The sequence below is a fragment of the Indiicoccus explosivorum genome (assembly GCF_002167005.1).
Classification (GTDB): domain Bacteria; phylum Bacillota; class Bacilli; order Bacillales_A; family Planococcaceae; genus Indiicoccus; species Indiicoccus explosivorum.
On record NZ_NHTN01000017.1, the window covers coordinates 13,827 to 39,771 of the forward strand.

A 25,945-nucleotide genomic window follows, 5' to 3' on the forward strand; every position below is an offset into this window, starting at 1 on the left:
AAGGACTCCTCTCTATAATTTAATCAGCTCTTGGCGGAGTAGTCACGTTTACGCGGCGGAATGAGGGAAATGTCCACATCTTCATAATGGAAGATCGGCGCGCTTTCGCCATCGAATTTCGCCACAGTCGTTTTGAGCCACTCGTCATCATTACGCTCAGGGAAGTCCGGTTTGTAGTGAGCCCCGCGGCTCTCGTTCCGGTTCAGTGCGCCCAGCGTGATGACGCGCGCGAGATAGAGCATATTTTTCAGCTGGCGGGTGAACATCGCACCCTGATTGCTCCAGCGCTGTGTATCCAGGATGTTGATGTTCTCGTAACGTTCGAGAAGTTCGAGGATCTTATCGTCCGTCTCCTTCAGTTTATCATTGTAGCGGACAACTGTCACATTGTCGGTCATCCACTCGCCGAGTTCCTTGTGGAGGACATACGCGTTTTCCGTGCCGTCCATGCCCATGATGTGCTCCCATTTCGCTTCTTCTTCCGCCTGTTTGCGGTCGTAGATGTCGGATGGAAGGTCTTCAGCCAGCACATCGAGCCCTTTCATGTAATCGATGGCGTTCGGTCCAGCGACCATTCCGCCATAGATGGCGGACAAGAGCGAGTTCGCGCCGAGGCGGTTCGCACCGTGCTGGGAATAATCGCATTCACCGGCAGCGAAAAGACCCGGGATGTTCGTCATCTGGTCGTAATCGACCCACAGGCCGCCCATCGAGTAATGGACTGCCGGGAAGATCTTCATCGGCACTTTGCGCGGATCGTCCCCTGTGAATTTCTCGTAAATTTCAATGATGCCGCCGAGCTTGATGTCCAATTCTTTCGGATCTTTGTGCGAAAGGTCGAGGTACACCATGTTCTCGCCGTTGATGCCGAGCTTCTGGTTGACACACACATCGAAGATTTCCCGCGTCGCGATGTCACGCGGCACGAGGTTTCCGTATGCCGGATACTTTTCTTCGAGGAAGTACCAAGGCTTCCCGTCTTTATAGGTCCAGATCCGTCCGCCTTCACCGCGAGCCGATTCGGACATGAGACGCAATTTGTCGTCCCCTGGAATCGCCGTCGGGTGGATTTGGATGAATTCGCCGTTCGCGTAATGAGCTCCCTGCTGATAAACGATCGAAGCAGCAGAACCGGTGTTGATGATGGAGTTTGTGGATTTCCCGAAGATGATCCCTGGTCCGCCGGTCGCCATGATGACCGCATCCGCGCGGAACGTCTGGATTTCCATCGTCGTCAAGTTCTGCGCCGCAATTCCGCGCGCGCGCCCTTCGTCGTCCAGTACGATGCCGAGGAATTCCCAGCCTTCATATTTCGTGACGAGGCCGTTCACTTCCTGGCGGCGGACCTGCTCTTCGATTGCATACAAAAGCTGCTGTCCGGTTGTCGCACCGGCGAACGCCGTGCGATGGTGAAGTGTTCCGCCGAACCGGCGGAAATCGAGAAGACCTTCCGGTGTGCGGTTGAACATGACGCCCATCCGGTCAAGGAGCCGGATGATGGCCGGCGCCGCTTCCGTCATCGCCTGTACCGGCGGCTGGTTCGCGAGGAAATCACCTCCATAAACCGTGTCGTCGAAATGGATTGCCGGGGAATCGCCTTCCCCTTTCGTATTTACCGCGCCGTTGATTCCGCCCTGCGCACAGACAGAGTGTGAGCGCTTTATCGGGACCAGAGAAAACAAATCTACTTGCGTGCCGGCTTCAGCAGCCCGCACAGTCGCCATAGCGCCGGCCAGGCCGCCGCCGACAACGATTAACTTGCCTTTCGCCATTAAATTCTCACTCCTCTTTCATTTCCAAAAAAACAGATGATGCGCCGTTTAGACGAATGCGAACACAGCCTGCACGCCGATGACGGACAGGACGACGAAGAACAGCATGGTCACGACGGTCGCCACGCGCTGCGATCCAGGCGACTGGGTGATTCCCCATGAAACGAGGAACGACCAGATCCCGTTCGCAAAGTGGAATGTCGCTGTGATGACGCCCAGCACGTAGAACGCGACCATCCATGGATTGGACAGGATTTCCGCCATCATATTGAAGTTCACTTCCGCGCCCAGTGCCGCCTGCCAGCGTGTCTCATACACATGCCATGCAATGAAGATGACCAGGAAGACACCCGTGTAGCGCTGCAGGACGAACGCCCAGTTGCGGAGATAGCCATACTCCTTCGGATTGTTCTTTGCCGTGAATGCTATGTAGAGGCCATAAAAGGCATGGTACATCAGCGGCAGGAAGATCACGAAAATTTCGAGGAAGTACCGGAATGGCAGACTTTCCAGGAAATGCGCACCCGCTTCGAATGCTTCAGGGCCCCGGACAGCCAGGTTGTTGACAAACAGGTGCTGTGTCAGGAAGACACCGACCGGAATGACACCCAAAAGCGAATGAAGGCGACGCAAAAAGAACTCACGATGTGTTGTCAAAGTTTTTCCCCCTCTCGGCACAATAAAATTGCAGCTGCAGAGACGGCCCGAAAGCTTGGCCGCCACTGCGCGCTGCCTACTGCATCATCATACAAAATTATGACAGTTTTATTGTACTCCCCTGTCTGGGGGGCGTCAAGGAGTCCATTTACAATCGAAACCGGCCAAAACCGCGCCAGCACAAGGGAATTCCCTAACTTCCCGCCTGTTCTTCCCGGAAAAACCGCTCGATCGATTCGGCGAGGGCCGCCGGCATTCCCGCTTCCCTGAACTGGGCGGCATCCGCTTCCCGGATCTTCTTGATGGAGCCGAAATGCTTCAGCAGCTGTTTCTTCCGCTTCGGGCCGACGCCTTCCAAGTCATCCAGGACGGACGTGATCGACCCTTTGCCCCGCAGCTGCCGGTGGAATGTGATGGCGAATCGGTGAACTTCGTCCTGAATCCGCTGAAGCAGATAAAACGCTTCGCTCGTCCGCTCAAGCGGAACCGTCTCCGGCGGGAAGCCGAATAAAAGCTGCGACGTCTGGTGCTTCGTGTCCTTCGCCAGGCCGGCGATCGGGATCTCGAGCCCCAGCTCGTCCTCGAGCACTTCACGGGCCGCTTCCATCTGTCCTTTCCCGCCATCGATCACGATGAGATCCGGCAGCGGAATATCCTCCCGCAGCACCCGCGAATAGCGGCGCCGCACCACTTCCCGCATCGCTTCATAATCATCCGGCTTCGAACCGCTGCGCGTCTTGTACTTCCGGTAATCCTTTTTGGACGGGCGGCCGTCGATGAACGTCACCATCGCCGATACCGCGTCGGCTCCCTGGATATGCGAATTGTCGAACGCCTCGATCCGCAGCGGGACCGCAATGTTGAGCGCGTCCCCCAGCTCCTCGCAGGCGCCGACCGTCCGCTGCTCCTGCCGTTCGAGCAGCTGGAATTTCTCCCGAATGGCGATCTGCGCGTTTTTGATTGCCAGATCGACGAGGTCTTTCTTCTTTCCGCGCTGCGGTTTGGAGATTTTCACATCGAGCAGCTCAGCGGCGAGGTCCGCGTCAGCCTGAGGCGGCAGGAAGATCTCGCGCGGCTTCACATGGTTGGGCTTTTCGTAAAACTGCCCGAGGAACGTCATGAACTCCTCTTCCGGATCCCGGTACAGCGGAAACAGCGAAACATCCCGTTCGATCAGCTTGCCCTGGCGCACGAAAAACACCTGGACGCACATCCACCCTTTGTCGACGGCATAGCCGAACACATCCCGGTTCGTAAAATCATTCATCGCCATCTTCTGCTTTTCCATCACCGTCTCGATGTGCGCAATCTGATCGCGGTACTCTTTCGCGCGCTCGAACTCCAAATTCTCGGACGCCAGCCGCATCTTTTCCATCAGATCCTTTTTGACATCCTGGTAACCGCCGTTCAGGAACCGCGTAATTTCATCGATCATTTCCTGATACGTCTCTTTTTCGACCGGATTGATGCACGGTGCCAGGCACTGCCCGATATGGTAATAAAGGCAGGCTTTATCCGGCATGGTATGGCATTTCCGCAGCGGATACAGCCGGTCCAGCAGTTTCTTTGTTTCATTGGCCGCATACGCATTCGGATAGGGGCCGAAGTATTTGCCCTTGTCCTTCTTCACCTGGCGGGTCGTGATGAGTTTTGGGTGCCGCTCGGCTGTAATTTTGATATACGGATAGGATTTGTCATCCTTCAGCATGATGTTGTACTTAGGGTCGTATTTTTTGATCAAGTTAAGTTCCAGGATAAGCGCTTCGATATTCGAAGACGTCACAATGTATTCAAAGTCCTCGATTTCCCCGACAAGCCGCTGCGTCTTGGCGTCATGGCTGCCGGTGAAATAAGAGCGGACGCGATTTTTCAACACTTTCGCTTTGCCGACATAGATGATCGTCCCCTGCCGGTCTTTCATCAAGTAGCAGCCGGGCTGATCGGGCAGCACGGCGAGCTTATTCTGAATCCATTCGTTCATCAGTATCACCTTGTTTACATTAGTAGCTGTTCTTGGGATTTTTTGAGTAGCTAAGGAGGTGTTTTCGACTCTGGAGCACCGCATTTCGACTATGGAGCACCGCATTTCGACTCTGGAGCCGCCTATTTCGACTCTGCACGGCCACATTTCGACTCTGCAGCACCGTATTTCGACTCTGGAACGCCACATTTCGACTCTGGAACGCCGTACTTCGACTCTGCAGCGCCACATTTCGACTCTGCACCAACACCGTCAATAAAAAAATCACCCAGATACGAAAAACCGGGCTCCTTCGCGGGACCCGGTTCTGACTTTATTATGCGTGGCTTTGAATAAGATCAGCCAGTGCTTCTTTCGGGCGGAAGCCGACGACTTTGTCGACCGGTTCGCCGTCTTTCAGCAGAAGAAGCGTCGGAATCGACATGATGCCGAAGTTGCTGGCCGTTTCCTGGTTTTCATCCACATCGACTTTGACGATTTTCACTTGATCGCCCATATCTTCGTTCAGTTCTTCAAGTACCGGTGCAATCATTTTGCACGGTCCGCACCAAGGTGCCCAGAAATCCACGAGCACGAGGCCGTCGGATACTTCCTGTTTAAAGTTCTGATCTGTTCCTTTTACGATTGCCATCGAAACATTCCTCCTCCAAAAAATTCCCTGTTCTCCAATTGATTATAGCACCGCCCCTAAAGGCGGGCGAATTTTTTGCCTATCCTTCCTTTACCCGCCGCTCGCGGCCGTTAATCTTACCACTTAAGAAAACCGTAAGTGCCATACACTGAAGAGATCGCTTCCAGCGGACGCTTTCTGACCCACACGATGTGGGGAATGCAGCCAGCGCGACAGGACGTCGCGAGGCTGGCTGCCGAGGGGCGGTCCGCGAGCCGCTTTGGCTGCAATCCGGCCTGCAGGGTCTCGCCTGACAGAGAAAAACCCTGTGCTCCTGCGCCGCTCCGCGTGCTTGTCGCAAATGAATGGTCAAGATCCTCTTGCCCATTCATTCGCTGGTCCCTCCGGAGTCGCCGCCTGCCGCTCTTTCTTCAGAGGGGCAGGATGTTCGTCTTGTTCTTCGGCCGGCGTGAGATATCGGATCCTGCGAGACGCCTGCGGAAAAACGGGCGTGTCAAGACCCCGCATGCCGGGATCGCCGGCAGAGGAGGCTTGACCGTTCGTCCGCGGCAAACGGTTTTAACTGCGACGAGCTTGCACAGGAGCAAGTGAGCAGGTCCGAAGCGAACAGAAGGCCGAATGTGCAATCAAGAACTGCTCAGCAAACTAAAAGCGGCCCGCTGTTCGCGGACCGCTTGGCATTCAATTACATCATTTTCCGGAATTCTTCCGTCAGCATCGGCACGACCTCGAACAGGTCACCGACGATTCCGTAGTCGGCCACTTTGAAGATGTTGGCTTCCGGGTCTTTATTGATGGCGACGATCACTTTCGAGTTGGACATCCCCGCGAGGTGCTGGATCGCACCGGAGATTCCCGCAGCGATGTACAGGTCCGGCGTAACGACTTTCCCTGTCTGACCGATCTGCAGCGAGTAATCGACGTAGTCCGCATCACACGCACCGCGGGATGCGCCGACTGCGCCGCCGAGAAGGTCCGCCAATTCCTGGAGCGGCTCGAATCCTTCGGCGCTCTTGACACCGCGTCCGCCGGCGACGATCACTTTCGCTTCCGAAAGGTCTACGCCGTCCGTCGACTTGCGGACGACGTCCTCGATGATCGTCCGGAGATTGGTGATGTCCACCGACAAGGAACTGATGTCGCCCGAGCGGCCTTCCTCTTTCGCCGGCGCTTCGATGTTGTTCGGGCGGATCGTGAAGAATAAAAGCCCTTCTTTCACCCGGACTTTTTCGAACGCCTTACCGGAGTAGATCGGGCGGATGAACGTTGCATCATCGCCTTCCCCTTCAATCGCAGTCACGTCGGAAATGAGTCCCGACTGCAGCTTCGATGCGATCTTCGGTGCCAAATCCTTCCCGTTCGCCGTATGGGCGAAAACGATTCCTTCCGGGCTCTCCTGGTCGACGACGGCCATGAATGCCTGGCCGAAACCGTCGGATGTATACGTTTTCAAATGCGGGTGTTCGACTGTGACGACGCGGTCCGCTCCGTGCTGGACCATTTCCTGAGCGAGATCCTGGACCGAATCCCCGATCAGGACACCGACGACTTCGCCGCCGTCAGCGACTTGCTTCGCCGCACCGATCGCTTCAAATGAAACGTTCCGCAATGCACCTTCCCGCGCTTCTCCAAGTACCAGTACTTTCTTCGACATATTCAGTCACCCTCCTGTTAAAAATCCGATTATATGACTTTCGCTTCGTTGCGCAGCAAGCTTGCCAATTCCGAAACCTGATCCGACAGGTCGCCTTCCAGAATGCGGCCGGCTTCCTTCTTCGGCGGCAGGTATACTTCCACCGTTTCAACTTTCGCTTCTACGTCGTCCTCTTCGATATCGAGATCATCGAGTTCGAGCTCTTCCAGCGGTTTCTTCTTCGCTTTCATGATTCCCGGAAGCGAAGGATAACGCGGCTCGTTGAGTCCCTGCTGTGCCGTCACCAGCAACGGAAGGGATGTTTTGATCGTCTCCGAATCACCTTCCATATCGCGGACGATCGTGACATCGGATCCGTCGATTTTTAAGTCGGTGATCGTTGTGACACAGTTGATGCCAAGGCGTTCCGCCACGCGCGGACCGACTTGTCCGGAACCGCCGTCGATCGCCACGTTGCCCGCAAGGATGAGGTCCGCCTCTTTGTCTTTTAAGTATTCAGCGAGAACAGATGCCACCGTAAATTGATCCAGTTCTTCCAGATCATCTTCCGTATTGATCAGCACCGCCTTATCTGCACCCATAGCGAGGGCTGTTCTGAGCTGTTTTTCCGCTTCTTCTTCGCCCATTGTGACGACCGTCACTTCACCGCCGTGTTCATCGCGGACCTGGATCGCTTCTTCGATCGCGTATTCATCGTACGGATTGATGATGAATTCCGCGCCGTCTTCCTGGATTTTACCGTTCGAGACCGCGATTTTCTCTTCCGTATCGAATGTTCGTTTGATCAGTACATAGATATTCATGTAGGTTCCCTCCCGAATATTATTTCCCTTTAAAAACTGCTTCGCGCTTTTCGAGGAACGCCTGGATGCCTTCTTTCGCATCCTCAGAAACGAAGACGGTCCCGAATGAATCCGCTTCCGCTTTTACACCGGCTTCATACCGCTCGTGTTTCGTGTACTGCAGCATGGCCAGTGCCGCGCTGACGGAAACCGGGCTTTTTTTCGCGATTTTCTTGGCGATCTTCAGCGTTTCCGGCAGCAGCTCCTCCTCGGCATACGCGCGGTTCGCAAGTCCGAGCCGGACCGCTTCTTCGCCTGATACCGGATCGCTCGTCAGCAGCATTTCCGCCGCTTTAGCGAAACCGACATAGCGGGGAAGCCGCTGGGTTCCGGCGAATCCCGGGATGAGGCCGAGCTGAAGTTCCGGCAGGCCGAGTTTCGCATCGGCTGTCACGAAACGCATATGGCAGCTCATGGCGAGCTCAAGCCCGCCGCCGAGTGCCGCGCCATGGATGGCGGCGATGACCGGTTTCGGGAATGTCTCGACCCGTTCGAACACTTGCTGACCGCTTGCCGACAGCTTCGAAAACTCTTCGCCGGATGTGACGGAAGTGAATTCCTTAATATCCGCGCCGGCCGAAAAAAAACGCCCTTCGCCGTGAAGCACAATGGCGCGGACGTCGCCATCATGTTCGACCTCATCGAGCAGTTCGTTCACTTCCAGAATAAGCGACCGCGACAGCGCATTCGCCGGCGGCCGGCTGATTGCGGCGATCGCCACGCCATCTTCTTTCTTCCATGTGATCGATTCCATCTTTATCCCCTTTCTTATGCGCGCATCCCCTTCATCAGGAGGCGATGGACAGCAGGTGCGAGCCTCTCCAGGTCATACTTGTGGTCGTTCATGACCCAGGTGGTGATCGTTTCGTCCATGGTTCCGAACACCATCTGGCGGGCCAGCCGGATGTCCATGTCCTTATCGAATTCACCTGAAGCCATCCCCTCTTTCAGGATAACATCCAGAAGGACTAAATACTCTTTGAGCACGCCATTGATTTTCATCCGCAGATCATGGTTCGACTGCCGGAGCTCGAGCTGCGTCACAATCGACAGATGCCGGTCGGCGCTCAGCAGGCCGAAATGGTTCTCGATCATGCGCCGGAGCTTGTCGGAGGCCGTCAATTCCTGCGAGAGGATCTCCTTCAGCTTATCGGTGAACAGGCCCATTTTCTCTTCGAACACCGAGATGAGGATATCCTCTTTATTCTTAAAGTACAGATAAATCGTTCCGTCTGCAACTCCCGCCTCCCTTGCGATTTTCGAGACCTGCGCTTGGTGGTAACCGTTTTCAGCGATGACCGTTACGGCAGCGTCGACAATCATCTTATATTTCGGTTTTTCTTTTTTCATCCGATCTCTCACCACCAAAAAAAATATGAAAATATGAATGACGCCTCATTCATATTTTCATATTAATCTTTAATATAGGCTGTGTCAAGCGCTTACGAAGGTACGGATTCGGTCTGCTCCTGCTTTTTGCGCTCTTCTTCCACAAGCGAACGGCGCAGGATTTTCCCGACTGCCGTCTTCGGCAGCTCTTTCCGGAATTCATAGATCCGCGGCACTTTATAGGCGGCGAGATGCTTGCGGCAGAACTCATCCAGTTCCGTTTCCGTCACATCGTGCCCTTCCTTTTTGACGATATACGCTTTCACCGTTTCCCCGCGGTACGGATCCGGCACACCGGCGACCACACATTCCTGCACAGCCTCATGTTCGTACAGCACTTCTTCGACATCCCGGGGATAAATGTTGAAGCCGCCCGCGATGATCATATCTTTCTTCCGGTCCAGCACGTAAAAGTAACCCCGCTCGTCCATGCGACCGATATCGCCCGTCAGCAGCCAGCCGTCCACGATGGTCGCCGCTGTCTCTTCAGGACGGTTCCAGTAACCTTTCATGACTTGCGGTCCGCGGATGGCGATTTCACCGACTTCTCCGGGTTCCACCGGTTCCGTGGTGCCGATCTTGAACACCGCCGCTTCCGTGTCCGGGTATGGAAGTCCGATGGATCCTTTCACCCGTTCGCCCCATAAGAGGTTGGCGTGGGTGACCGGTGAAGTTTCCGACAGTCCGTACCCTTCAACGAGTTTTCCGCCCGTCACTTTTTCGAACTTCTCCTGGACTTCGACAGGGAGAGGCGCGGATCCGCTCAGGCACGCTTCTATCGAAGAAAGATCGTACTTCCGGATATCCGGATGGTTGAGTAAGCCGATATATATGGTCGGCGCTCCCGGAAAGACAGTCGGCTTCTGCTTGCTGATCGTCTTCAGGGCAGTCTCGGCTTCGAACTTCGGCAGCAGCACCATCTTGTTGCCCTGCATGACCGACAGGACCATGACGGTGGTCATGCCATAGACATGGAAGAACGGAATGATCGCGAGGACCGTTTCTTCGCCCTCTTTCATCCGGTACATCCAGGCATTGCACATCGTCGCGTTCGCAATCAGGTTTTTGTGCGTCAGCATGACGCCCTTCGGCGAACCGGTCGTCCCGCCGGTGTACTGGAGCAGCGCCAAGTCTTCCTCGAAATCAAACGGCGTTTCGGCGACTTCCGGCTTCGCCGTCTTCAGGATTTCCGTCAGCAGGTGATTCGTCCCGCTGTGTTCGACCTTCACCGTGATGCCGTACTGCTTTTTCTGAACATACGGATACAGTGCGTTCTTCGGGAACGGGAGAAAATCCTTTATTCCGGTGACGATGAGGTTTTCGAGCTCCGTCTCTTTCTGCACCGCCGCGACCCGCGGGTACAGGATGTCGAGCGTGATGATCGCCTTGGCCCCCGAATCCCTCATCTGATAGGCGATTTCACGTTCCGTGTACAGCGGGTTCGTCTGGACGACGACGCCGCCAGCATATAGGATGCCATAGTAGCTGATCAGGTTCTGCGGGCAGTTCGGCAGCATGATCCCGACCCGGTCCCCTTTCCGGATTCCGAGCGACTGCAGGTAGTTCCCGAACTTCAAGGCGGCTTCATTCAGCTCCCGGTATGTCATTTCCTTGCCCATGAAATGGATGGCGGTTTTATTGCCATGTTTTTTTGCCGTGCGGCTGAGGTACTCCTGGACGGGAATCGGTTCATATGACAACGTATGCGGAATTTCCGGCGGGTATTCGGACAGCCAAGGTTTTGCGGTCATCTGTTCAGCCCCTTTAGTTTAATAAATGATAGAATATTCCTAGTTTTCATTATACGGTAAAATGTAAACCCTTACAATTACTTTTCCAATAAAAAAATTTGCCGCCCGAGATCGAAGAAATCGTTCATTCAGCCCAGGGTCTTCAGCTCGCGCTATTGCCGCTGGATTCGCCGCCTGCTCGCTTTCTTCTGAAGTCGGACTACTGTATTCCTTCACCCGACAGGGCGATGCGGCGCCGTCCAAGCGGCCTCTTAATTTTTTGTTGCTGAGCAGCTGATATGGAGCAAAACAGCGGAGACTCCCGCGGGAAAGCGCAGTGCCGAGATCCACTCGGGCGCCTAACCCGAGTTAGCTCGGCGCAAGCCCGCAGGAAAGCGGAGCTGTTTTGCGCAATACCATCCGCTGCACCAGTTAGTTCAACAAAAAAGAAGCGCCGGCTTAAGCCGACGCTTCCAATTCAGAACAAAAGATAAATGATGCCGACGATGAGAAAGGCCGCGCATGCACCGAGCAGCCATTTCGCAAGTGTTTCCATCCGAACGTCCTCCTATGAAATACTGGCTCCGATGACATACGACAGGCCGACCGACAGAATGAGCGAAATGAAGCCGACCGACCGGTTGTCCCGTTCGATTTCCGCGTCGATGTTGAATTTCGGGGTCAGGAATTCGAAAAGGAAATAGGCCAGGATGAGGAGGAGAAAACCGAACAGGCCCCAGCCGATCATCACAGGAAGGGAATCATGGTTTTCGATGGAATAGCGGAAAATGTTCGCCACCCCGAAGATTTTGCCGCCTGTCGCCAGCGCGACGGCCACATTCCCTTTCTGGATCTCTTCCCAGTTCTTATATTTCGTGACGATTTCGAATATGACCATGGCCACGATGAGGCACAGCATGAATACGCTGAAGTAGCCTGCCGTCTCGACAAGCGGATGCGTCCAAAAACTAGACTGTTCCATAACCGGCTCCTTTTGCGTCCATTATTTCAATTCGGCGACTGTGACACCGAGCCCGCCTTCGCCGGCGCCGCCATACCGGAAGCTTTTGACGCGCGGGTGCTTCTTTAAATATTTTTGCACACCTTCGCGGAGCGCGCCAGTCCCTTTTCCGTGAATGATCGACACTTGATGGTAATTGGACAAGAGCGCATCGTCGATATACTTCTCGACGCGGACGATCGCATCCTCATATCGCTCGCCGCGCAGGTCGAGCTCAAGTTTCACGTGGCTGTCCCGGTTCTGGACGGTCGCCATCGCTTTCGGTTCTTTCTGTTTTTCCGGCTTAATGTATTCGAGATCGGTTTCGGGCAGCCGCATTTTCAGGATGCCGATCTGGACGGTCCATTCGGTATCCGACACTTTATCCAGGAGCGTCCCTTTCTGTCCGTAAGACAGCACTTTCACTTCGTCATTCGGTTTCAGTTCAGCTTCCTGTTTTTCCTTTTTCGCCTTTTTCAGCACCCGGTTCTCGGGCGCGGCGCTGTCCAGCCGCTTTCGGGCATCGATCAGTTCATGCTCTTTGACATTCGCCGCATGGTTCATCCGCAAATCACGCAGTTCGGAAATGACGGTCTCCGCTTCCCGCCGCGCATTGTCCACCAGCTTGCGGGCTTTTTCTTTCGCTTTGTCCTCCAGCTCCTGCTTGCGCGCTTCGTAGTCTTCCAGCTGCCGCTTCAGATCCGCCCGCAGCGCTTCGGCTTCGTCCAGCAGTTCCCGCGACTGTTCCGCGTCCTGTTCCGCGGCCCGCCGGCTTTTTTCAAGCGACGCGATCATGCCGTCCACTTCGCGCCGGTCGGTGCCGGTGATGCTTTTCGCCTGGGCGATGATGTGCTCGGGCAGTCCGAGCCGCTTCGAAATCTCGAAGGCGTTGCTCCGTCCCGGCACGCCCATGAGCAGCCGGTATGTCGGACTGAGTGTCTCCACATCGAATTCAACACTCGCGTTGATGACCCCTTCCCGGTCGAAGCCGTACGCCTTCAGTTCCGGGTAATGGGTCGTCGCCATGACCCGCGCGCCTCTTCCGTACACTTCATCGAGGAGCGAAATGGCGAGCGCCGCCCCTTCCTGCGGATCGGTCCCCGCTCCGAGCTCGTCGAAGATGACGAGCGAGTTTTCATCGAATTTCTTCAGGATGTCGACAATGTTGACCATATGCGACGAGAACGTGCTCAAGCTCTGCTCGATCGACTGTTCGTCCCCGATATCGGCGAACACTTGGTCGAATACAGCGAGTTCCGAGCCATCGAGCGCCGGGACCGGGATGCCGGACTGCGCCATGAGGGTGAACAGGCCGACCGTTTTCAGCGTGACGGTTTTCCCGCCGGTGTTCGGCCCGGTGATGACGACCGCTGTGTGCTCGCGTCCGAATTCGATGTCGTTGGCGACGACTTCGTCTTGCGGGATGAGCGGATGACGCGCTTTTTTCAGGCTGATGTAGCCTTCCGTGTTCATGAACGGCCGCGTGCATTTATTCGCCGAACCGTACTTCGCTTTCGCGAAGATGATATCGATTTCCCCGAGCAGGTCCACGGTGGTGAACAGCTCGCTCGCCACTTCCTGCACGAGTGCGGACAGCCGCTGGAGGATGCGGTCGATTTCCTCCTTCTCCTGTCCTTTCAGCCGGCTCACTTCGTTGTTCGCCTGTACGACGGCGTCCGGTTCGATGAACAGCGTCTGGCCCGATGAGGACTGGTCGTGGACGATGCCGCCGAAACTTCCCCGGTATTCCTGCTTCACCGGAATGACGAGCCGGTCGTTGCGGATCGTGATGATGGAATCCGACAGCATCTTCGCGTTCTTCCCGCGAATAAACCCTTCGAGCTTCTCGCGGACGCGGCTTTCCTGGATGCGTTTCTGGGAACGGATGCGGCGGAGTTCGGGACTGGCGGAATCCATGACGGCTCCGTTGTCGTCGATGCAGCCATTGATTTCATGCTCCAGTCCGGTGAGGACCGGCAGTGCATCCTTTTTGGAGAGGAGGAGCGGAATCTGGATGTCCCCTTCCTCATCGATCTTTTCGAAAAACTGGCGCAGGATCCGGCCGGCGCGGATGACGGCCGCCGTCTCCATGAGTTCAGCCGGACTCAGAACGCCGCCGATCTGGGCGCGGCGTGCGTGCGGGCGCACGTCGAAAATGCCGCCCATCGGCACATTGCCGCGGATGCGGAGCACACTTGCCCCTTCATCCATTTCATCGAGCAGCCGGCCCACTTCTTCCGGGTCGGCCGATGGTTTCAAGTTCTGTATATGATTCTTTCCGATGGAGGAAGACGCAAATTTGCCGACCTCGTCGCGGATTTTACGGTATTCCAATGTATCGAGCGCGCGTTCCGCAATCATGCGGGACACCTCCTACTGCTTTAAATGCTCTTTCAGTCGTTCGAGCGGCCACGTATTGACGACCGCCGCTTTTTTCAGCCACGCTTTCTGCGCATACTTGATGCCCGTCTCCATCAAATCGAGGCCGTCCGTCGAGTGGGCGTCGGTGTTGACAGCGATCGGTACACCTTCCTTCTGGGCAAGTTCCAGCCATTCAGTCGCAAGGTCCAGCCGGTATGGGCTTCCGTTCAATTCGAGGATCTTGCCGTATTCCTTTGCCCAGGCGATCAGCTGCCCGACGTCCGGGTTGTATCCGTCCCGCTGGCCGATGACCCGTCCTGTCGGGTGCGCGATCATGTCGACATGGGGATTTTTTATGGCGTTATGGAGCCGTTCCATGATCTTGTCCTGTGATTGGCTGAAGCTCGAGTGGATGCTCGCGATGACGAAATCGAGCTCTGCCAGCAAATCGTCATCGAAATCGAGCGAACCGTCCGGCAGGATATCCATTTCCGTTCCGGACAGGATTTCGATGTCGTCGTATTGTTCATTGAGTTTTCGGATTTCCTTGTGCTGCTGTCGCAGCCGCTCCGGCGACAGGCCGTTCGCGACTTTCAAGTAATGGGAATGGTCGGTGATGACCATATAGTTATACCCTTTTTCGCGGCACGCTTCAATCATTTCAGTCAGCGAATGGGCGCCGTCCGACCACGTCGTGTGCATGTGGAGGTCGCCCTGCACATCCCCCTGCTGCACGAGTTCCGGCAGTTCTTCCAGCCGGTCGAGCTCGCGGCCGTCGACACGCACGGAAGGCGGGATGAACGGCAGATCGAAATGGGCGAAAAACGCTTCTTCCGACTCGAACGTCTCCACGCTGCCATCGGGCTGTTCCACGCCGTATTCGCTGATTTTCTTCCCTTGCGATTTCGCCAGCTGACGCATTTTGACGTTGTGGTCTTTCGAGCCGGTGAAATGGTGCAATGCCGAAGCGAATTCATCCGGCGCCACGAGGCGGAAGTCGGCATCGATCGGGTCCTGCTGATCGAGCGTGACCGACACTTTCGTCGATCCGGACGCGATCGTCTCCAGTACCGGCAGCGTTGCCAGCAGCTTCTCTTTCACGGTGTCCGGCTCTTCTGTCGCGATGATGAAGTCCAGGTCCTTGCTCGTCTCTTTCGTCCGCCGGTAGCTGCCGGCGGCCTGGAACCGGCTGATCTCATCGATATCCCGAAGGATCGCCTCCAGCCATCCGACCGTGTCCGCCACTTTCCAGATCGGCTGGCGCGCCGGCCGGGTCTCATAATCGTTCAGTTCTTTCAGGATTTTTTCTTCCGACTTCGGTCCGAATCCGGCCAGTTTCTGGATGTGATGCTCTTCGCACGCTTTCCGGAGCGATTCGGCTGAATCGATGCCGAGCTCCGCGTACAGCCGGGCCAGCTTCTTGCCGCCGAGCCCCTGCAGGTTCAAGAGCGGCAGCAGCCCTTTCGGCACTTCCTTCTCCAACTCCTCGAGCACGGTCGACTTGCCGGTCTCGATCAGTTCGTTGATGATGTCGCCGGTCCCTTTTCCGATCCCTTTCAGCTTCGTGACATCATCCATTTCACTCAGGCTGCGCTGATCGAGTTCCAGCGCCTGCGCCGCCTTGCGGAATGCCGATATTTTGAACGAGTTTTCACCTTTCAGCTCCATGTACAGCGAGATCTTCTCCAGCACACGGACAATCGATTTTTTATTCATCGTCTGCCTCCGATCATTTCTGGAATAAAGGATGGATTTGTTGATGCATCTATTCCCCTGTACCCGCTGTGCGGGCCGGTCACTTCATTTATTCCGAAAAAAACTTCCCTCTTAACGAGAGAAGTTTCACTCAAGATAAATATACCACCAGTCTTTTGCCTGCTCCGTGAGAACGGGTGTATGTTCCAGCAGCAGCTGCGCCAGGAAGGACGAGCCGATCGTGTCCTGCACGATGGCGACCGGCAGCAGCGCGAACAGATAAAGCGCAAAGAAAAGCAATATGTAGGCTTCGACCAGTCCGAAGAACGCGCCGAGGATACGGGAGAAAAACCCGAGCACCGGAAGGAACTTCAAAAAGTTCAGGATCGATGCGAGGATCTGGAGCACGAACCAAGTCACGAAAAAAATGAGTGCGAATGAGAACATCTGGTAGAATGTCTCCGTCAAATCCAGTTTCTCCACGGCGATCGTGAACCGTGAAGCTTCCGTAATGGCCGGATACGGCACCCATAAGTCGAAATGGTCGGCAAGCGGTTCATAGTAGAGCCTTGCGACAAACAGCGCGATGATGAAGCCGACCATATGGATCAGCTGCACGACAAGACCGCGCGTAAATCCGACGATGAGGCCGACGACCAGTAAAATCAGCAATAAAATATCAAGCATTTCCGTCAACCCTTCAGTCTTTTCAATTCAATTTCCATTTGTTCCGCTTCCTGTTTCAGTTTAAGATAGTCATGGTAGCCGTTCACGGCAGTCAGCACCGCAAGTGTCGCGGTATCTAGGGACGGATTCTGGGAATGGATCTCCCGCATTTTATCATCGACCATCGACGCCACAAGCCGCATGTGGCCGGATGACTCACTGCCCACCATTTTATAGGTCTGGCCGAATATTTCAACTTGCAGCCGCCTTTTCTCTGCTTCCGACAATGTTCCATCCCCCTTTTTTTACAATACCTACATTCTATCATACCATGGATTTCCCGCAACGGGGAACCTGCCAAGGAGGAATCATCATGTCCAATGCAGTCATCAAACTGCCTCCAGGCCGGCTCAGCGCAATAAAAGACGCGTACCGGTCGAACGAAGTTCCGCCGAAAGCGCCGTCCGTCACCTTCACCGCCAAACTTCCAGATGTGACCGTCACCGCGTACAACTCAGGGAAAGTGCTGTTCCAGGGAGCCGGCGCGGCAAGGGAAGCCGCGCGATGGGGTGAGACACAGCCGGCAAAGACGGCATCCGGCGCAAAAGGCGACGCACTGCCGGAAGGGTTCGCCGCCCGCTCCGTCCTCGGTTCGGATGAGACCGGCACCGGCGATTTTTTCGGACCGATCACCGTTGCCGCCTGCTACGTGCCGTCGGATAAAATCGCGCTCGCCGAAGAACTCGGCGCGAAAGATTCCAAGCAGCTGACCGATGCCGCCATGCGGACGATCGCACCGGATCTGAAAGCGGCGTTCGCCCACAGCGTGCTGACCTTGCCTACCGAGAAATACAATGACGTGCAGGCAAAAGGCTGGTCGCAAGGGAAGATCAAGGCTCTCCTCCACAACCAGGCGCTCCGCCACACATTGCGGAAACTCGGAGATGAGCGGCCGGATGCCATCCTGATCGACCAGTTCGCCGAACGCGGCGTCTATTACCGCCACCTGAAAGACGAAGCGGACATCGTACGTGACGGCGTCCTGTTCTCGACTAAAGCGGAAGGCCTGCACGTGTCGGTTGCCTGCGCTTCGATCATCGCCCGCGTCGCATTTCTGGAAGCGATGGATGAACTGTCCGCCAAAGCAGGAGTGGCGCTTCCGAAAGGCGCCGGCAGCGGCGTCGATGAAGCGGCGGCAAAGATTTTATTGAAAAAAGGGCCGGAGTTTTTGAAATCCATCACGAAAGCCCATTTTGCGAACACGAAAAAAGCGGAAGTACTGGCAAAACGGAAGATCAAGGAATAATTTTCTTATGTAAAGTAATTTCGCGGGTGATTTGGCGTTACTAGTGAATCGGCGGCGGATACTCGCGAAACTGAGAACAATACTTGTGAATCGGCAGCAGCAGCCGGTTTCCAGCTAAGAAAGGCGGCCCCGCACCATCCGGGAGCCGCCTTTTCCAACCCGCACTTCCGCAGCAGGCCATAAAGAAACTCCGCCGGTCTGTAACCGGCGGAGCTGAAAAGGCGTTTATTCTTCTAAGTTCTGCGCTTTTTTGTTGGCGGGCGCGAACCAGCCGGCCAGTGCAATCGCTACGAGGACGCCATAGAAAACCAATGTCCACCCCGTGCTGTGCGGGAAGTCATGCGGCAGGATGCCGATGTCGTCATGCGAAAGCGTGATGACCGCAAGCTTGACCCCGACCCATGCGACGATGGCGTATGCCGTCGTTTCGAGCGCCGGCCGCTGGTCGAGCAGTTTGACGAACCATGTCGCCGCGTATTTGATCAGAATCAACCCGGCGATGCCGCCGAGAACGACGACGGCGAACTTCCCGCCGTCCATACCGCCGAAGTCCCCGAGCGGAGAATCCGGCAGGCCGAGCGCCAACGCGACAGCCGCCAAAATCGAATCGATTGCAAACGCGAGGTCGGCGAGGGCTATTTTTCCGACGGTCGGCCAGAAGCCTTTGCCTTTCGCTTCCTCTTCAATCTCCTCATCGATATTTTCGCTTTCCTTACCGAAGCGCGCCTGGATGACATGCTTCAAACCCAAGTACAGCAAATACGCCGCACCGATCGCCTGGACCTGCCAAACGTTCGCGATGAACGAAATCGCGAACAGGGCCGCGAATCGGAAAACGAACGCCAGAATGATTCCGTAATTGATCGCTCTTTTCTTCTGGTCCTCCGGCAAGTGCTTGGCGATCACCGCCAGCACTAAGGCATTGTCGGCCGACAGCAGGCCTTCCAGCCCGATGAGGACCAACAGTGTCCAGCCGTATTCCAGCCAAATCCCTTCCATACTATCCTTCTCCCTTCCCGATTATGATCGATGCCATCCAAACCGGTAAAAGGCACTAAAAAAGAGACCTTTACCAGCGAATGGTAAAGGTCTCACTAACAACATACGTTGCCAGCCAAGCCGGGGACGGATCCCGTAATGACGACTTGACTGTCCAGTTACTCCCCTTTAATCATGTGGTCCATTATACGACAATTGTCCCGATTATGGAAGCGGCAGGCATGGCAAACGCTGAAATAGTATCCGGACACAACCCAGGGCGGGTGATTCCGCCGCCTTGTGTCATCAGCTGCGCTGTTCAGCGCCAGCTGCGGCAAGCGCGCTGAGCACGCGGTCGTGCGCTTCCGTCACTTCTTCGTCGGTCAGCGTTTTTTCCGGATCGAAATACACGAGTGAGAATGCCACGGATTTCTTGCCCGGTTCCATGTTCTTCCCTTCGTACACGTCGAACACGCGCACATCTTTCAGCAGCCGGCCGCCGGCTCCGCGGATGACCGCTTCGATTGCGGCCGCTTCGGTCGCCTGGTCCAGCACAAGTGCGATATCCCGCGAAATCGACGGGAAGCGGGGCACCGGCGTGTAAAGCAGCGGTGCCGCTTCTTCAGCCAGCAGCGCCTGGAGATTCAATTCGAGCACGTACGTCTCCTTCAAGTCGCGCGCTTTCTGTTCAGCCGGATGGACCTGGCCGATGATGCCGATCCGCTCGCCGTCCTTCAAAACGAACGCGGTGCGCCCCGGGTGCAATCCGTCAAGCTCCCCTTTTTCGAATCCGAGGACGAGACCAAGTTTATCCGCCAGTCCTTCGATGATGCCTTTCAGCACGTAGAAATCGACCGCTTTCTTCTCGCCCTGCCAGCTGTGATCGACCCAGAGGCCCGTTACAGCGGCAGCAAGGTGCTCCTGCTCGTCCGGCAATTCGCCCGCCGACTCGAGGAATACCGAGCCCACCTCATACAAGGCGACGGAATCGTTCTGCCGCGCCGTGTTATGCGTCAGCGCTTCCAGCAGATGCGGGATGAGGCTTTGGCGTAGGACACTCCGCTCTTCGCTCATCGGCATGAGCAGTTTCGTCGTTTCCGTCGGCTGAAGTGCGAACTGACGGGCGGCTTTGTCCGACGTCAGGGCGTAAGTCACCGCCTGCAGCAGTCCGGCACTTTCCATGAAGCGGCGGGTGAGTCTCCGCTTTTCCTGGTAAGGCGTCAGGCCGCCCGGCACCGATTCGCCGACCGGCAGTGTCGCCGGAATTTCATCGTAGCCGTACAGGCGGGCGATTTCCTCCACGACATCCTCTTCGATCCGGATGTCCTGCCGGCGCGTCGGCACCTGAATGATCAACTGGTTGTTGGCCGCTTCCGTTTCGAACTTGAGCCGTTTCAGGATGGCGATCATTTCCTCGAACGGAATTTTCATGCCAAGCCGTTCGTTAATGAAATCGGGTGACACGGTGACAGTCCGTTCGCTCCGGTCAAGCGAATCGGCAATGAGGGAGCCTTCCAGCACGTCGCCGCCGGCCAGTTCGGCAAGCAGCTGTGCGGCCCGTTCCGCTGCCGGTTCCACCCGGTTCGGATCGATCCCTTTTTCGAACCGGGAGCTCGCATCGCTCCGCAGGCCGTGATCCTTCGATGACTGGCGCACCGAAGCAGGCGCGAAATATGCGGACTCGATGACGACCGTCGAAGTTTTATCGCTCACTTCCGAATTGGCGCCGCCCATGACACCGGCGAGGGCGACCGGCTCCTCCCCATTCGTAATGACGAGGTGATGCGGTTCCAGTTTGCGCTCCTGGTCATCGAGCGTCGTGATTTTTTCCCCGTCCTTCGCGCGGCGCACGACGATTTCGCCCGTCTTCAAGTCGTCATAGTCGAACGCGTGAAGCGGCTGTCCGTATTCCAATAAAACAAAGTTCGTCACATCGACGACGTTGTTGAGCGGGCGGACGCCCGCGGCCATGAGCCGCTGCTGCAGCCATACCGGCGATTCTGCCACTTTCACGTTCTTCACGACTTTCGCCACGTACAGCGGGTTGTCATCCGGCGCATCCACGCGGAGCTTCAGCAAGGATTCCGCTTTTTCAGCAGCAGTTTCATAATTTATTGCCGGCAGCTTGACGTCTTCCGACAAAATCGCCGCGACTTCATACGCGACGCCGAGCATGCTCATCGCATCCGCCCGGTTCGGCGTGAGGCCGAGTTCGAGCACATGGTCGTTGAGGTGCAGGTAATCAAGCGCATCGGTGCCGGTCGGCGCATCCTCCGGCAGCACATAAATGCCGTCGGCGTACGCTTTCGGGACCACTTTCCCTTCGATGCCCAGTTCCTGGAGCGAGCAGATCATGCCGTTCGACACTTCGCCGCGCAGTTTGGCTTTTTTGATCTTCATGCCGCCCGGAAGACGGGCGCCGGGCAGGGCCACGACGACTTTCTGGCCTTGCGCGATGTTCGGCGCGCCGCAGATGATCTGCAGCGTTTCATCGCCGACGTTCACTTGGCACAGTGACAATTTATCCGCTTCCGGATGCTTGCCGCATTCCTCGACGTAGCCGACGACGAGTTTTTTCAAGTCTTCCGACCGGTCGATGACGGCATCCACTTCAATCCCCGCGCGCGTCACTTTTTCCGCGAGTTCACCCGCGGTTTCATTTTGCGTATTCACATAGTCTTTCAGCCAATCTATCGATACTAACATGCCTCTGCCTCCTTACACTTCTGTCCGTTGGAATTGGGATAGGAACCGCGTATCGTTCGTGTAGAACTGCCGGATATCGTCGACGCCGTACTTCAGCATCGCGATCCGCTCCGGCCCCATGCCGAATGCGAAACCGGTCATTTTCTTCGGATCGTAGCCCGCCATTTCGAGCACGTTCGGATGCACCATCCCGGCACCGAGGATCTCGATCCAACCGGTCCCCTTGCACACGTTACAGCCGGTGCCGCCGCACTTGAAGCACGAAATGTCCATTTCGACGGACGGTTCCGTGAACGGGAAGAAGCTCGGACGGAGCCGGATCTCCCGCTCGTCCCCGAACATTTTTTTCGCGAAGACAGTAAGCGTGCCTTTCAGGTCGCTCATGCGGATGCCTTCGCCGACGACGAGCCCTTCGATCTGCATGAACTGGTGCGAATGCGTGGCATCGTCGTTATCCCGCCGGTACACTTTCCCCGGGCAGATGATGCGGATGGGCTCGCCTTCTTTTTGCTCCATCGTCCGTGCCTGGACCGGCGATGTATGCGTGCGCAGCAGAATGTCTTCGGTAATATAGAAGGAATCCTGCATGTCGCGCGCCGGATGGCCTTTCGGCAAGTTCAGCGCTTCAAAGTTGTAATAGTCCTTCTCGACTTCCGGCCCTTCCGCGATTTCATAGCCCATCGAGATGAACAAGTCCTCGATTTCCTCGATGATGCGCGTCAGCGGATGCGCATTGCCGAGATTCACCGGACGCCCCGGCAGCGTGACGTCGATCGACTCCGCTTCGAGCTGCTTCGTGATCGCTTCCGCTTCAAGCACTTCCTTGCGCGCTTCCAGTGTTTCGGTCACTTCCTGGCGCATTTCGTTGACGAGCGCCCCCATTTTCGGACGCTCCTCGGCCGGGAGTTTCCCCATCCCTTTCAACAAGTCCGTGATCGGCCCTTTCTTCCCGAGATACGCCACGCGCACATCGTTCAGTTCTTTGCTGTCCGACGCTTCGGCAATCTTGCCGAGCACGTCTTCTTTCAGCTTTTTCAGCTCTGCTTCCATGTGTGTGTTCCTCCTTTATTTGGCAATAAAAAAAGCCACTTCCCTGAATAAGGGACGAGGCTTTCATTCGCGGTACCACCCTAGTTACTGCATGTTCCATGCAATCACTCAATTTCGTTAACGGCTCTTCACCGGCCCATCTTTACGGCTTCCGCCGGTCCCGAGGGCAGTTCGCGGGGTGAACTTCAGCCGGTCACCGCGTATCCGCACTTCCAGTCAAGGTGCGGGCTCCCTGTTCGCGGCGGGAACGGCTTACTCTTCCCGGTCATCACTTTTGAATTATTTCCTATTTTATTATAATGCGGATTTCACTTTTTCGCAACGAGGCCGTACAGCAAAATGCCGGTCGCGATCGCGACGTTCAGCGATTCCGCTTTCCCGTATACCGGGACGAGCAGGTTTTCATCGGTCTGTGCGAGCAGCTCTTTGTCGACGCCGCTTCCTTCATTGCCGACGACGAGCGCGAATTCGTCCGCCGGCTGCGCTTCGTAGAACGGCGTCGCGTCCTGGAGCGCCGAGCCGTAAACCGGAATATTCTGCGCCTGCGCGCGGCCGATCCAGTCGTGGAGGTCGCCTTTGACGACCGGCAGGTGGAAATGCGAGCCTTGCGCCGAGCGGACGGTCTTCGGATTGAACGCGTCCGCGCACCCTTTGCCGAGGACGACCGCGTCGATTCCCGCTGCCGCCGCCGTGCGGATCATCGTGCCGATATTGCCGGGATCCTGGACCGCGTCGATCAGGAGAAGCTTCCGCCACGCCTTCTCCTCTTCCTCTGTGTGCGCCGGCTGCTTCACGTGCGCGAAAATTCCCTGCGGGTGATCCGTCTCGGCGATCTCCTTCGCAACCTGTGCGGACACCTCATAAACGGCGAGGTCTTCCGTATCCCAGCCATCCGGGATATCGACGCCGTCACGGACGATGAGGCCTTTCACGAGATGCTTTTCTTTCAGTGCTTCCTCTGTCAGATGGAAGCCTTCTACGAGAAATTCATTGAACTTATCGCGCTCTTTGCGCGTCGTCACCAGCTTTTTCCAATGCTTGACGAGTGAATTTTGTGGTGATTCGATCCGTTTCAAGTATGCGTCACGCCTTTCTGGTCATTTTGTAAGTATATCATACCAGCAGTCGGGTTTGAGCTTCTGCTTCGTTAATTATATCCGCGTTATTTGCGGTTTATCCGCGCTATTTTCGGTTTATCCGCTTTAATTCGAATATATCCGCGTTATTTTGAATATATCCGCTTTAATTCGAATATATCCGCGTTATTTTGAATATATCCGCGTTATTTTTATTATATCCGCGATAACTTCCTTTAACCGCGTTATTTGGGTTGTTTCCGGTAGAATCTTCCTTTCTGCTCTCCGTATGCAGAGAGATCTGCTTTCCGCAGCATTCGTGTCACGACATCCTGCGACTCTATCCCAAAATACTCCCGTATTCCCCGGTTCGTCAGCTCCTCCCCGACGACCGCAAAGTACTCGTCGATGAGCCGGGCACCGATGTCCCGCTCCCGTGCACCGCACGATCCGCACACCCAGCTGCGCTCGACGAGCCGAACGCTCGGCAGCCGGCATTCCGCACAAAAAATCCCTTTCTTCAAATCGTCCATTGAAATAAAATACTTCTCACATACCGGCTTCCGCCGATAAGGAACCAACTGTTGGGGGATGCGGCGAGCCGCTTCACGGAACGGCGCATCGCAAACAGGAGGATACTTCTTCAAAATCTCAATCAGCCGCCCTGGCATCTGATACAGCTTGCACATCCTCGCCAGCGTCGGCTTCGTCATGAACTCACATTGTTTCGCCGTAAAGACGACGAGTCCCTCCACCGGCAACGCAATCCTATTCCGACGGAACCACTGCTCCAAAAAATAGCGGTTTTTATTCAGCTGAACCGCCGGATGCTCGAATACGTGGCGGCCGCCTGCATTCTTCCGGTAAAACTCCCCCGTCGCCTCATCGAAATACAGCTCGTCACTGATGTTCTTCGACTCGATGATGACCGCACAGCGTCCCGTCAGCAAAAGCCCGTCGAACTGGACACGCCAGTCGCCGATCGCCAGGCCGACATCCCAAAACACTTCAAAATCTTCCGGAATAAAAAACTCCTTGAACTTCGATTCGATCCGGCTTTCTCCCCGTACACCCGCTTCCCGGTTATGCCGTTCCGACTCCACGTATGCCCGCTGCGGGTGACTGCCGTCCAGCCGTTCCAATAAAAGCCGCAATGCCTCCGCTTCTGACAACGCCATCTCCCCTTTTTGTCATCAGCATAGCAATTCACGTGAAAGCCTGTCGCCCACTTTTCCGGCGGTTTTAGCAAGTTTCACCCACAACAAAGCCCCTCACCACATCGGCAAGGGGTTCCATTTTTTATTCGAATGTAATGCGGTCGACCGTCTCGCGGTCGAGTTTCTTGATGACGGCCGTCACGAGTTTCACTGCGTTCTCGTAGTCGTCGCGGTGCAGGATTCCCGCATGCGAGTGGATGTAGCGCGTCGCCACACCGATCGACACGGACGGAACGCCGTTGCCTGACAGGTGGATGGCACCTGCATCGGTGCCGCCGCCCGCCATGACTTCAAACTGGAAAGGGATGCCGTTCTCTTCCGCAGTGTCGACGACGAGTTCGCGCAGGCCGCGGTGTGACACCATTGAAGCATCATAAACGAGGATCTGCGGGCCGTCGCCCATTTTGCTGTTGGATTCGTTCGATGTGATGCCCGGCGTATCGCCAGCGACACCTACGTCGACTGCGAACCCGATGTCCGGCTGGATTTTATTCGCTGCTGTACGGGCACCGCGCAGACCGACTTCTTCCTGAGCCGCGCCGACGCCGTAGACGACATTCGGATGCTCTTCGTTTTTCAGCGCTTTCAGGACATCGATCGCGATGGCGCAGCCGATGCGGTTGTCCCACGCTTTCGCCATGAGGAGCTTGTCGTTGTTCATGACGTTGAACTCGAAGTACGGGGTCACCATATCACCAGGCGACACGCCCCATTCTTTCGCTTCATCCGCGGAAGACGCGCCGATGTCGATGAACATGTCCTTGATCTCGACCGGCTTTTTGCGCGCTTCCGGGCTGAGGATGTGCGGCGGTTTCGAGCCGATGACGCCGGTGATTTCGCCGTTTTTACGGGTCGTGATCGTCACACGCTGTGCGAGCATGACCTGGTTCCACCAGCCGCCGACCGTCTGGAATTTCAGGAACCCTTTGTCGTCGATTTTCGTGATCATGAAGCCGATTTCGTCCAAGTGGCCGGCAAGCATGATTTTCGGGCCGTCTTCCTTGCCGACTTTTTTCGCGATCAGGCTCCCGAGCCCGTCGTTGTCGATTGAGTCAGCGTACGGCTCTATGTACTTGCGCATGACGTCGCGCGGCGCCCGTTCGTTGCCGGGGATCCCGTTTGCGTCCGTCAGTTCTTTCAGCATGCTGAGTGTTTCATCTAACTTTGCCATTCATTCGACCTCCTAAATATTCATACGTTCCTATTATAGAGGAAAATCGCGTAACGTTCAAAA

The 25,945-nt window shown here is 55.9% G+C and carries 21 protein-coding genes and 1 other annotated feature; of the genes, 1 reads left to right on the top strand and 20 read right to left on the bottom strand.

The window, feature by feature from the left end:
* Positions 1-23: 23 nt before the first annotated feature.
* The 14 genes from sdhA to zapA form a co-directional block, all read right to left on the bottom strand.
* Positions 24-1,772, bottom strand: a complete 1,749-nt coding sequence (sdhA, locus tag CCE92_RS05815; protein ID WP_088006587.1) for a succinate dehydrogenase flavoprotein subunit — start codon at positions 1,770-1,772, stop codon at positions 24-26.
* Positions 1,773-1,820: 48 nt separating this feature from the next.
* Positions 1,821-2,429, bottom strand: a complete 609-nt coding sequence (locus tag CCE92_RS05820) for a succinate dehydrogenase cytochrome b558 subunit (RefSeq protein ID WP_088006588.1) — start codon at positions 2,427-2,429, stop codon at positions 1,821-1,823.
* Positions 2,430-2,622: 193 nt separating this feature from the next.
* On the bottom strand, positions 2,623-4,410 hold the full coding sequence (gene uvrC / locus CCE92_RS05825; RefSeq protein ID WP_088006589.1) for an excinuclease ABC subunit UvrC: 1,788 nt from the start codon (positions 4,408-4,410) through the stop codon (positions 2,623-2,625).
* A 316-nt stretch (positions 4,411-4,726) separates the two neighbouring features.
* Entirely contained in the window at positions 4,727-5,041 is a 315-nt protein-coding gene (gene trxA, locus CCE92_RS05830; protein ID WP_088006590.1) for a thioredoxin, read from the bottom strand.
* A gap of 685 nt (positions 5,042-5,726) precedes the next feature.
* Positions 5,727-6,695 carry an electron transfer flavoprotein subunit alpha/FixB family protein gene (locus tag CCE92_RS05840; RefSeq protein WP_088006592.1) on the bottom strand — a complete coding sequence of 323 codons (969 nt, stop codon included), beginning with the start codon at positions 6,693-6,695 and terminating at the stop codon, positions 5,727-5,729.
* A 29-nt stretch (positions 6,696-6,724) separates the two neighbouring features.
* Entirely contained in the window at positions 6,725-7,498 is a 774-nt protein-coding gene (locus CCE92_RS05845) for an electron transfer flavoprotein subunit beta/FixA family protein (protein ID WP_088006593.1), read from the bottom strand.
* Positions 7,499-7,517: 19 nt separating this feature from the next.
* Positions 7,518-8,291: an enoyl-CoA hydratase gene (locus tag CCE92_RS05850; protein ID WP_088006594.1), complete on the bottom strand. Its 774-nt coding sequence runs from the start codon at positions 8,289-8,291 to the stop codon at positions 7,518-7,520.
* A gap of 14 nt (positions 8,292-8,305) precedes the next feature.
* Positions 8,306-8,887: a fatty acid metabolism transcriptional regulator FadR gene (fadR, locus tag CCE92_RS05855; protein WP_088006595.1), complete on the bottom strand. Its 582-nt coding sequence runs from the start codon at positions 8,885-8,887 to the stop codon at positions 8,306-8,308.
* A 92-nt stretch (positions 8,888-8,979) separates the two neighbouring features.
* Positions 8,980-10,677, bottom strand: coding sequence for a long-chain-fatty-acid--CoA ligase (locus tag CCE92_RS05860; RefSeq protein WP_088006596.1), 1,698 nt, complete (start codon positions 10,675-10,677; stop codon positions 8,980-8,982).
* A 547-nt stretch (positions 10,678-11,224) separates the two neighbouring features.
* The gene (locus CCE92_RS05865; RefSeq protein ID WP_088006597.1) at positions 11,225-11,638 is read right to left on the bottom strand and encodes a DUF350 domain-containing protein; all 414 of its coding nucleotides are present in this window, start codon (positions 11,636-11,638) and stop codon (positions 11,225-11,227) included.
* 21 nt (positions 11,639-11,659) lie between these two features.
* Positions 11,660-14,017, bottom strand: a complete 2,358-nt coding sequence (locus tag CCE92_RS05870; RefSeq protein WP_088006598.1) for an endonuclease MutS2 — start codon at positions 14,015-14,017, stop codon at positions 11,660-11,662.
* Between the two features lie 12 nt (positions 14,018-14,029).
* On the bottom strand, positions 14,030-15,733 hold the full coding sequence (gene polX / locus CCE92_RS05875; RefSeq protein ID WP_088006599.1) for a DNA polymerase/3'-5' exonuclease PolX: 1,704 nt from the start codon (positions 15,731-15,733) through the stop codon (positions 14,030-14,032).
* Positions 15,734-15,859: 126 nt separating this feature from the next.
* Positions 15,860-16,399, bottom strand: a complete 540-nt coding sequence (locus CCE92_RS05880; RefSeq protein WP_088006651.1) for a CvpA family protein — start codon at positions 16,397-16,399, stop codon at positions 15,860-15,862.
* Between the two features lie 5 nt (positions 16,400-16,404).
* Positions 16,405-16,665 carry a cell division protein ZapA gene (zapA, locus tag CCE92_RS05885; protein WP_088006600.1) on the bottom strand — a complete coding sequence of 87 codons (261 nt, stop codon included), beginning with the start codon at positions 16,663-16,665 and terminating at the stop codon, positions 16,405-16,407.
* Positions 16,666-16,751: 86 nt separating this feature from the next.
* Between zapA and rnhC the strand changes: the two genes are divergently transcribed.
* The gene (rnhC, locus tag CCE92_RS05890) at positions 16,752-17,684 is read left to right on the top strand and encodes a ribonuclease HIII (protein ID WP_088006601.1); all 933 of its coding nucleotides are present in this window, start codon (positions 16,752-16,754) and stop codon (positions 17,682-17,684) included.
* 225 nt (positions 17,685-17,909) lie between these two features.
* Here the strand turns inward: rnhC and CCE92_RS05895 are convergent, their stop codons facing one another.
* The 6 genes from CCE92_RS05895 to CCE92_RS05920 all read right to left on the bottom strand — a co-directional run bounded on the left by CCE92_RS05895 (position 17,910) and on the right by CCE92_RS05920 (position 25,882).
* A complete protein-coding gene (locus CCE92_RS05895) occupies positions 17,910-18,683 on the bottom strand; it encodes a MeeY/MeeF family manganese export membrane protein (protein WP_088006602.1) in 774 nt (257 codons plus the stop codon).
* 285 nt (positions 18,684-18,968) lie between these two features.
* Positions 18,969-21,368, bottom strand: coding sequence for a phenylalanine--tRNA ligase subunit beta (gene pheT / locus CCE92_RS05900; protein WP_088006603.1), 2,400 nt, complete (start codon positions 21,366-21,368; stop codon positions 18,969-18,971).
* A gap of 12 nt (positions 21,369-21,380) precedes the next feature.
* On the bottom strand, positions 21,381-22,418 hold the full coding sequence (gene pheS / locus CCE92_RS05905) for a phenylalanine--tRNA ligase subunit alpha (RefSeq protein ID WP_088006604.1): 1,038 nt from the start codon (positions 22,416-22,418) through the stop codon (positions 21,381-21,383).
* A gap of 47 nt (positions 22,419-22,465) precedes the next feature.
* Positions 22,466-22,696: a binding site (T-box leader), on the bottom strand.
* Between the two features lie 30 nt (positions 22,697-22,726).
* Positions 22,727-23,494, bottom strand: coding sequence for a TrmH family RNA methyltransferase (locus tag CCE92_RS05910; protein ID WP_088006605.1), 768 nt, complete (start codon positions 23,492-23,494; stop codon positions 22,727-22,729).
* Positions 23,495-23,739: 245 nt separating this feature from the next.
* Complete coding sequence (locus CCE92_RS05915) at positions 23,740-24,666, bottom strand: nuclease-related domain-containing protein (RefSeq protein WP_162287817.1); 927 nt, start codon at positions 24,664-24,666, stop codon at positions 23,740-23,742.
* 127 nt (positions 24,667-24,793) lie between these two features.
* The gene (locus tag CCE92_RS05920) at positions 24,794-25,882 is read right to left on the bottom strand and encodes a M42 family metallopeptidase (RefSeq protein WP_088006607.1); all 1,089 of its coding nucleotides are present in this window, start codon (positions 25,880-25,882) and stop codon (positions 24,794-24,796) included.
* Positions 25,883-25,945: the final 63 nt, after the last annotated feature.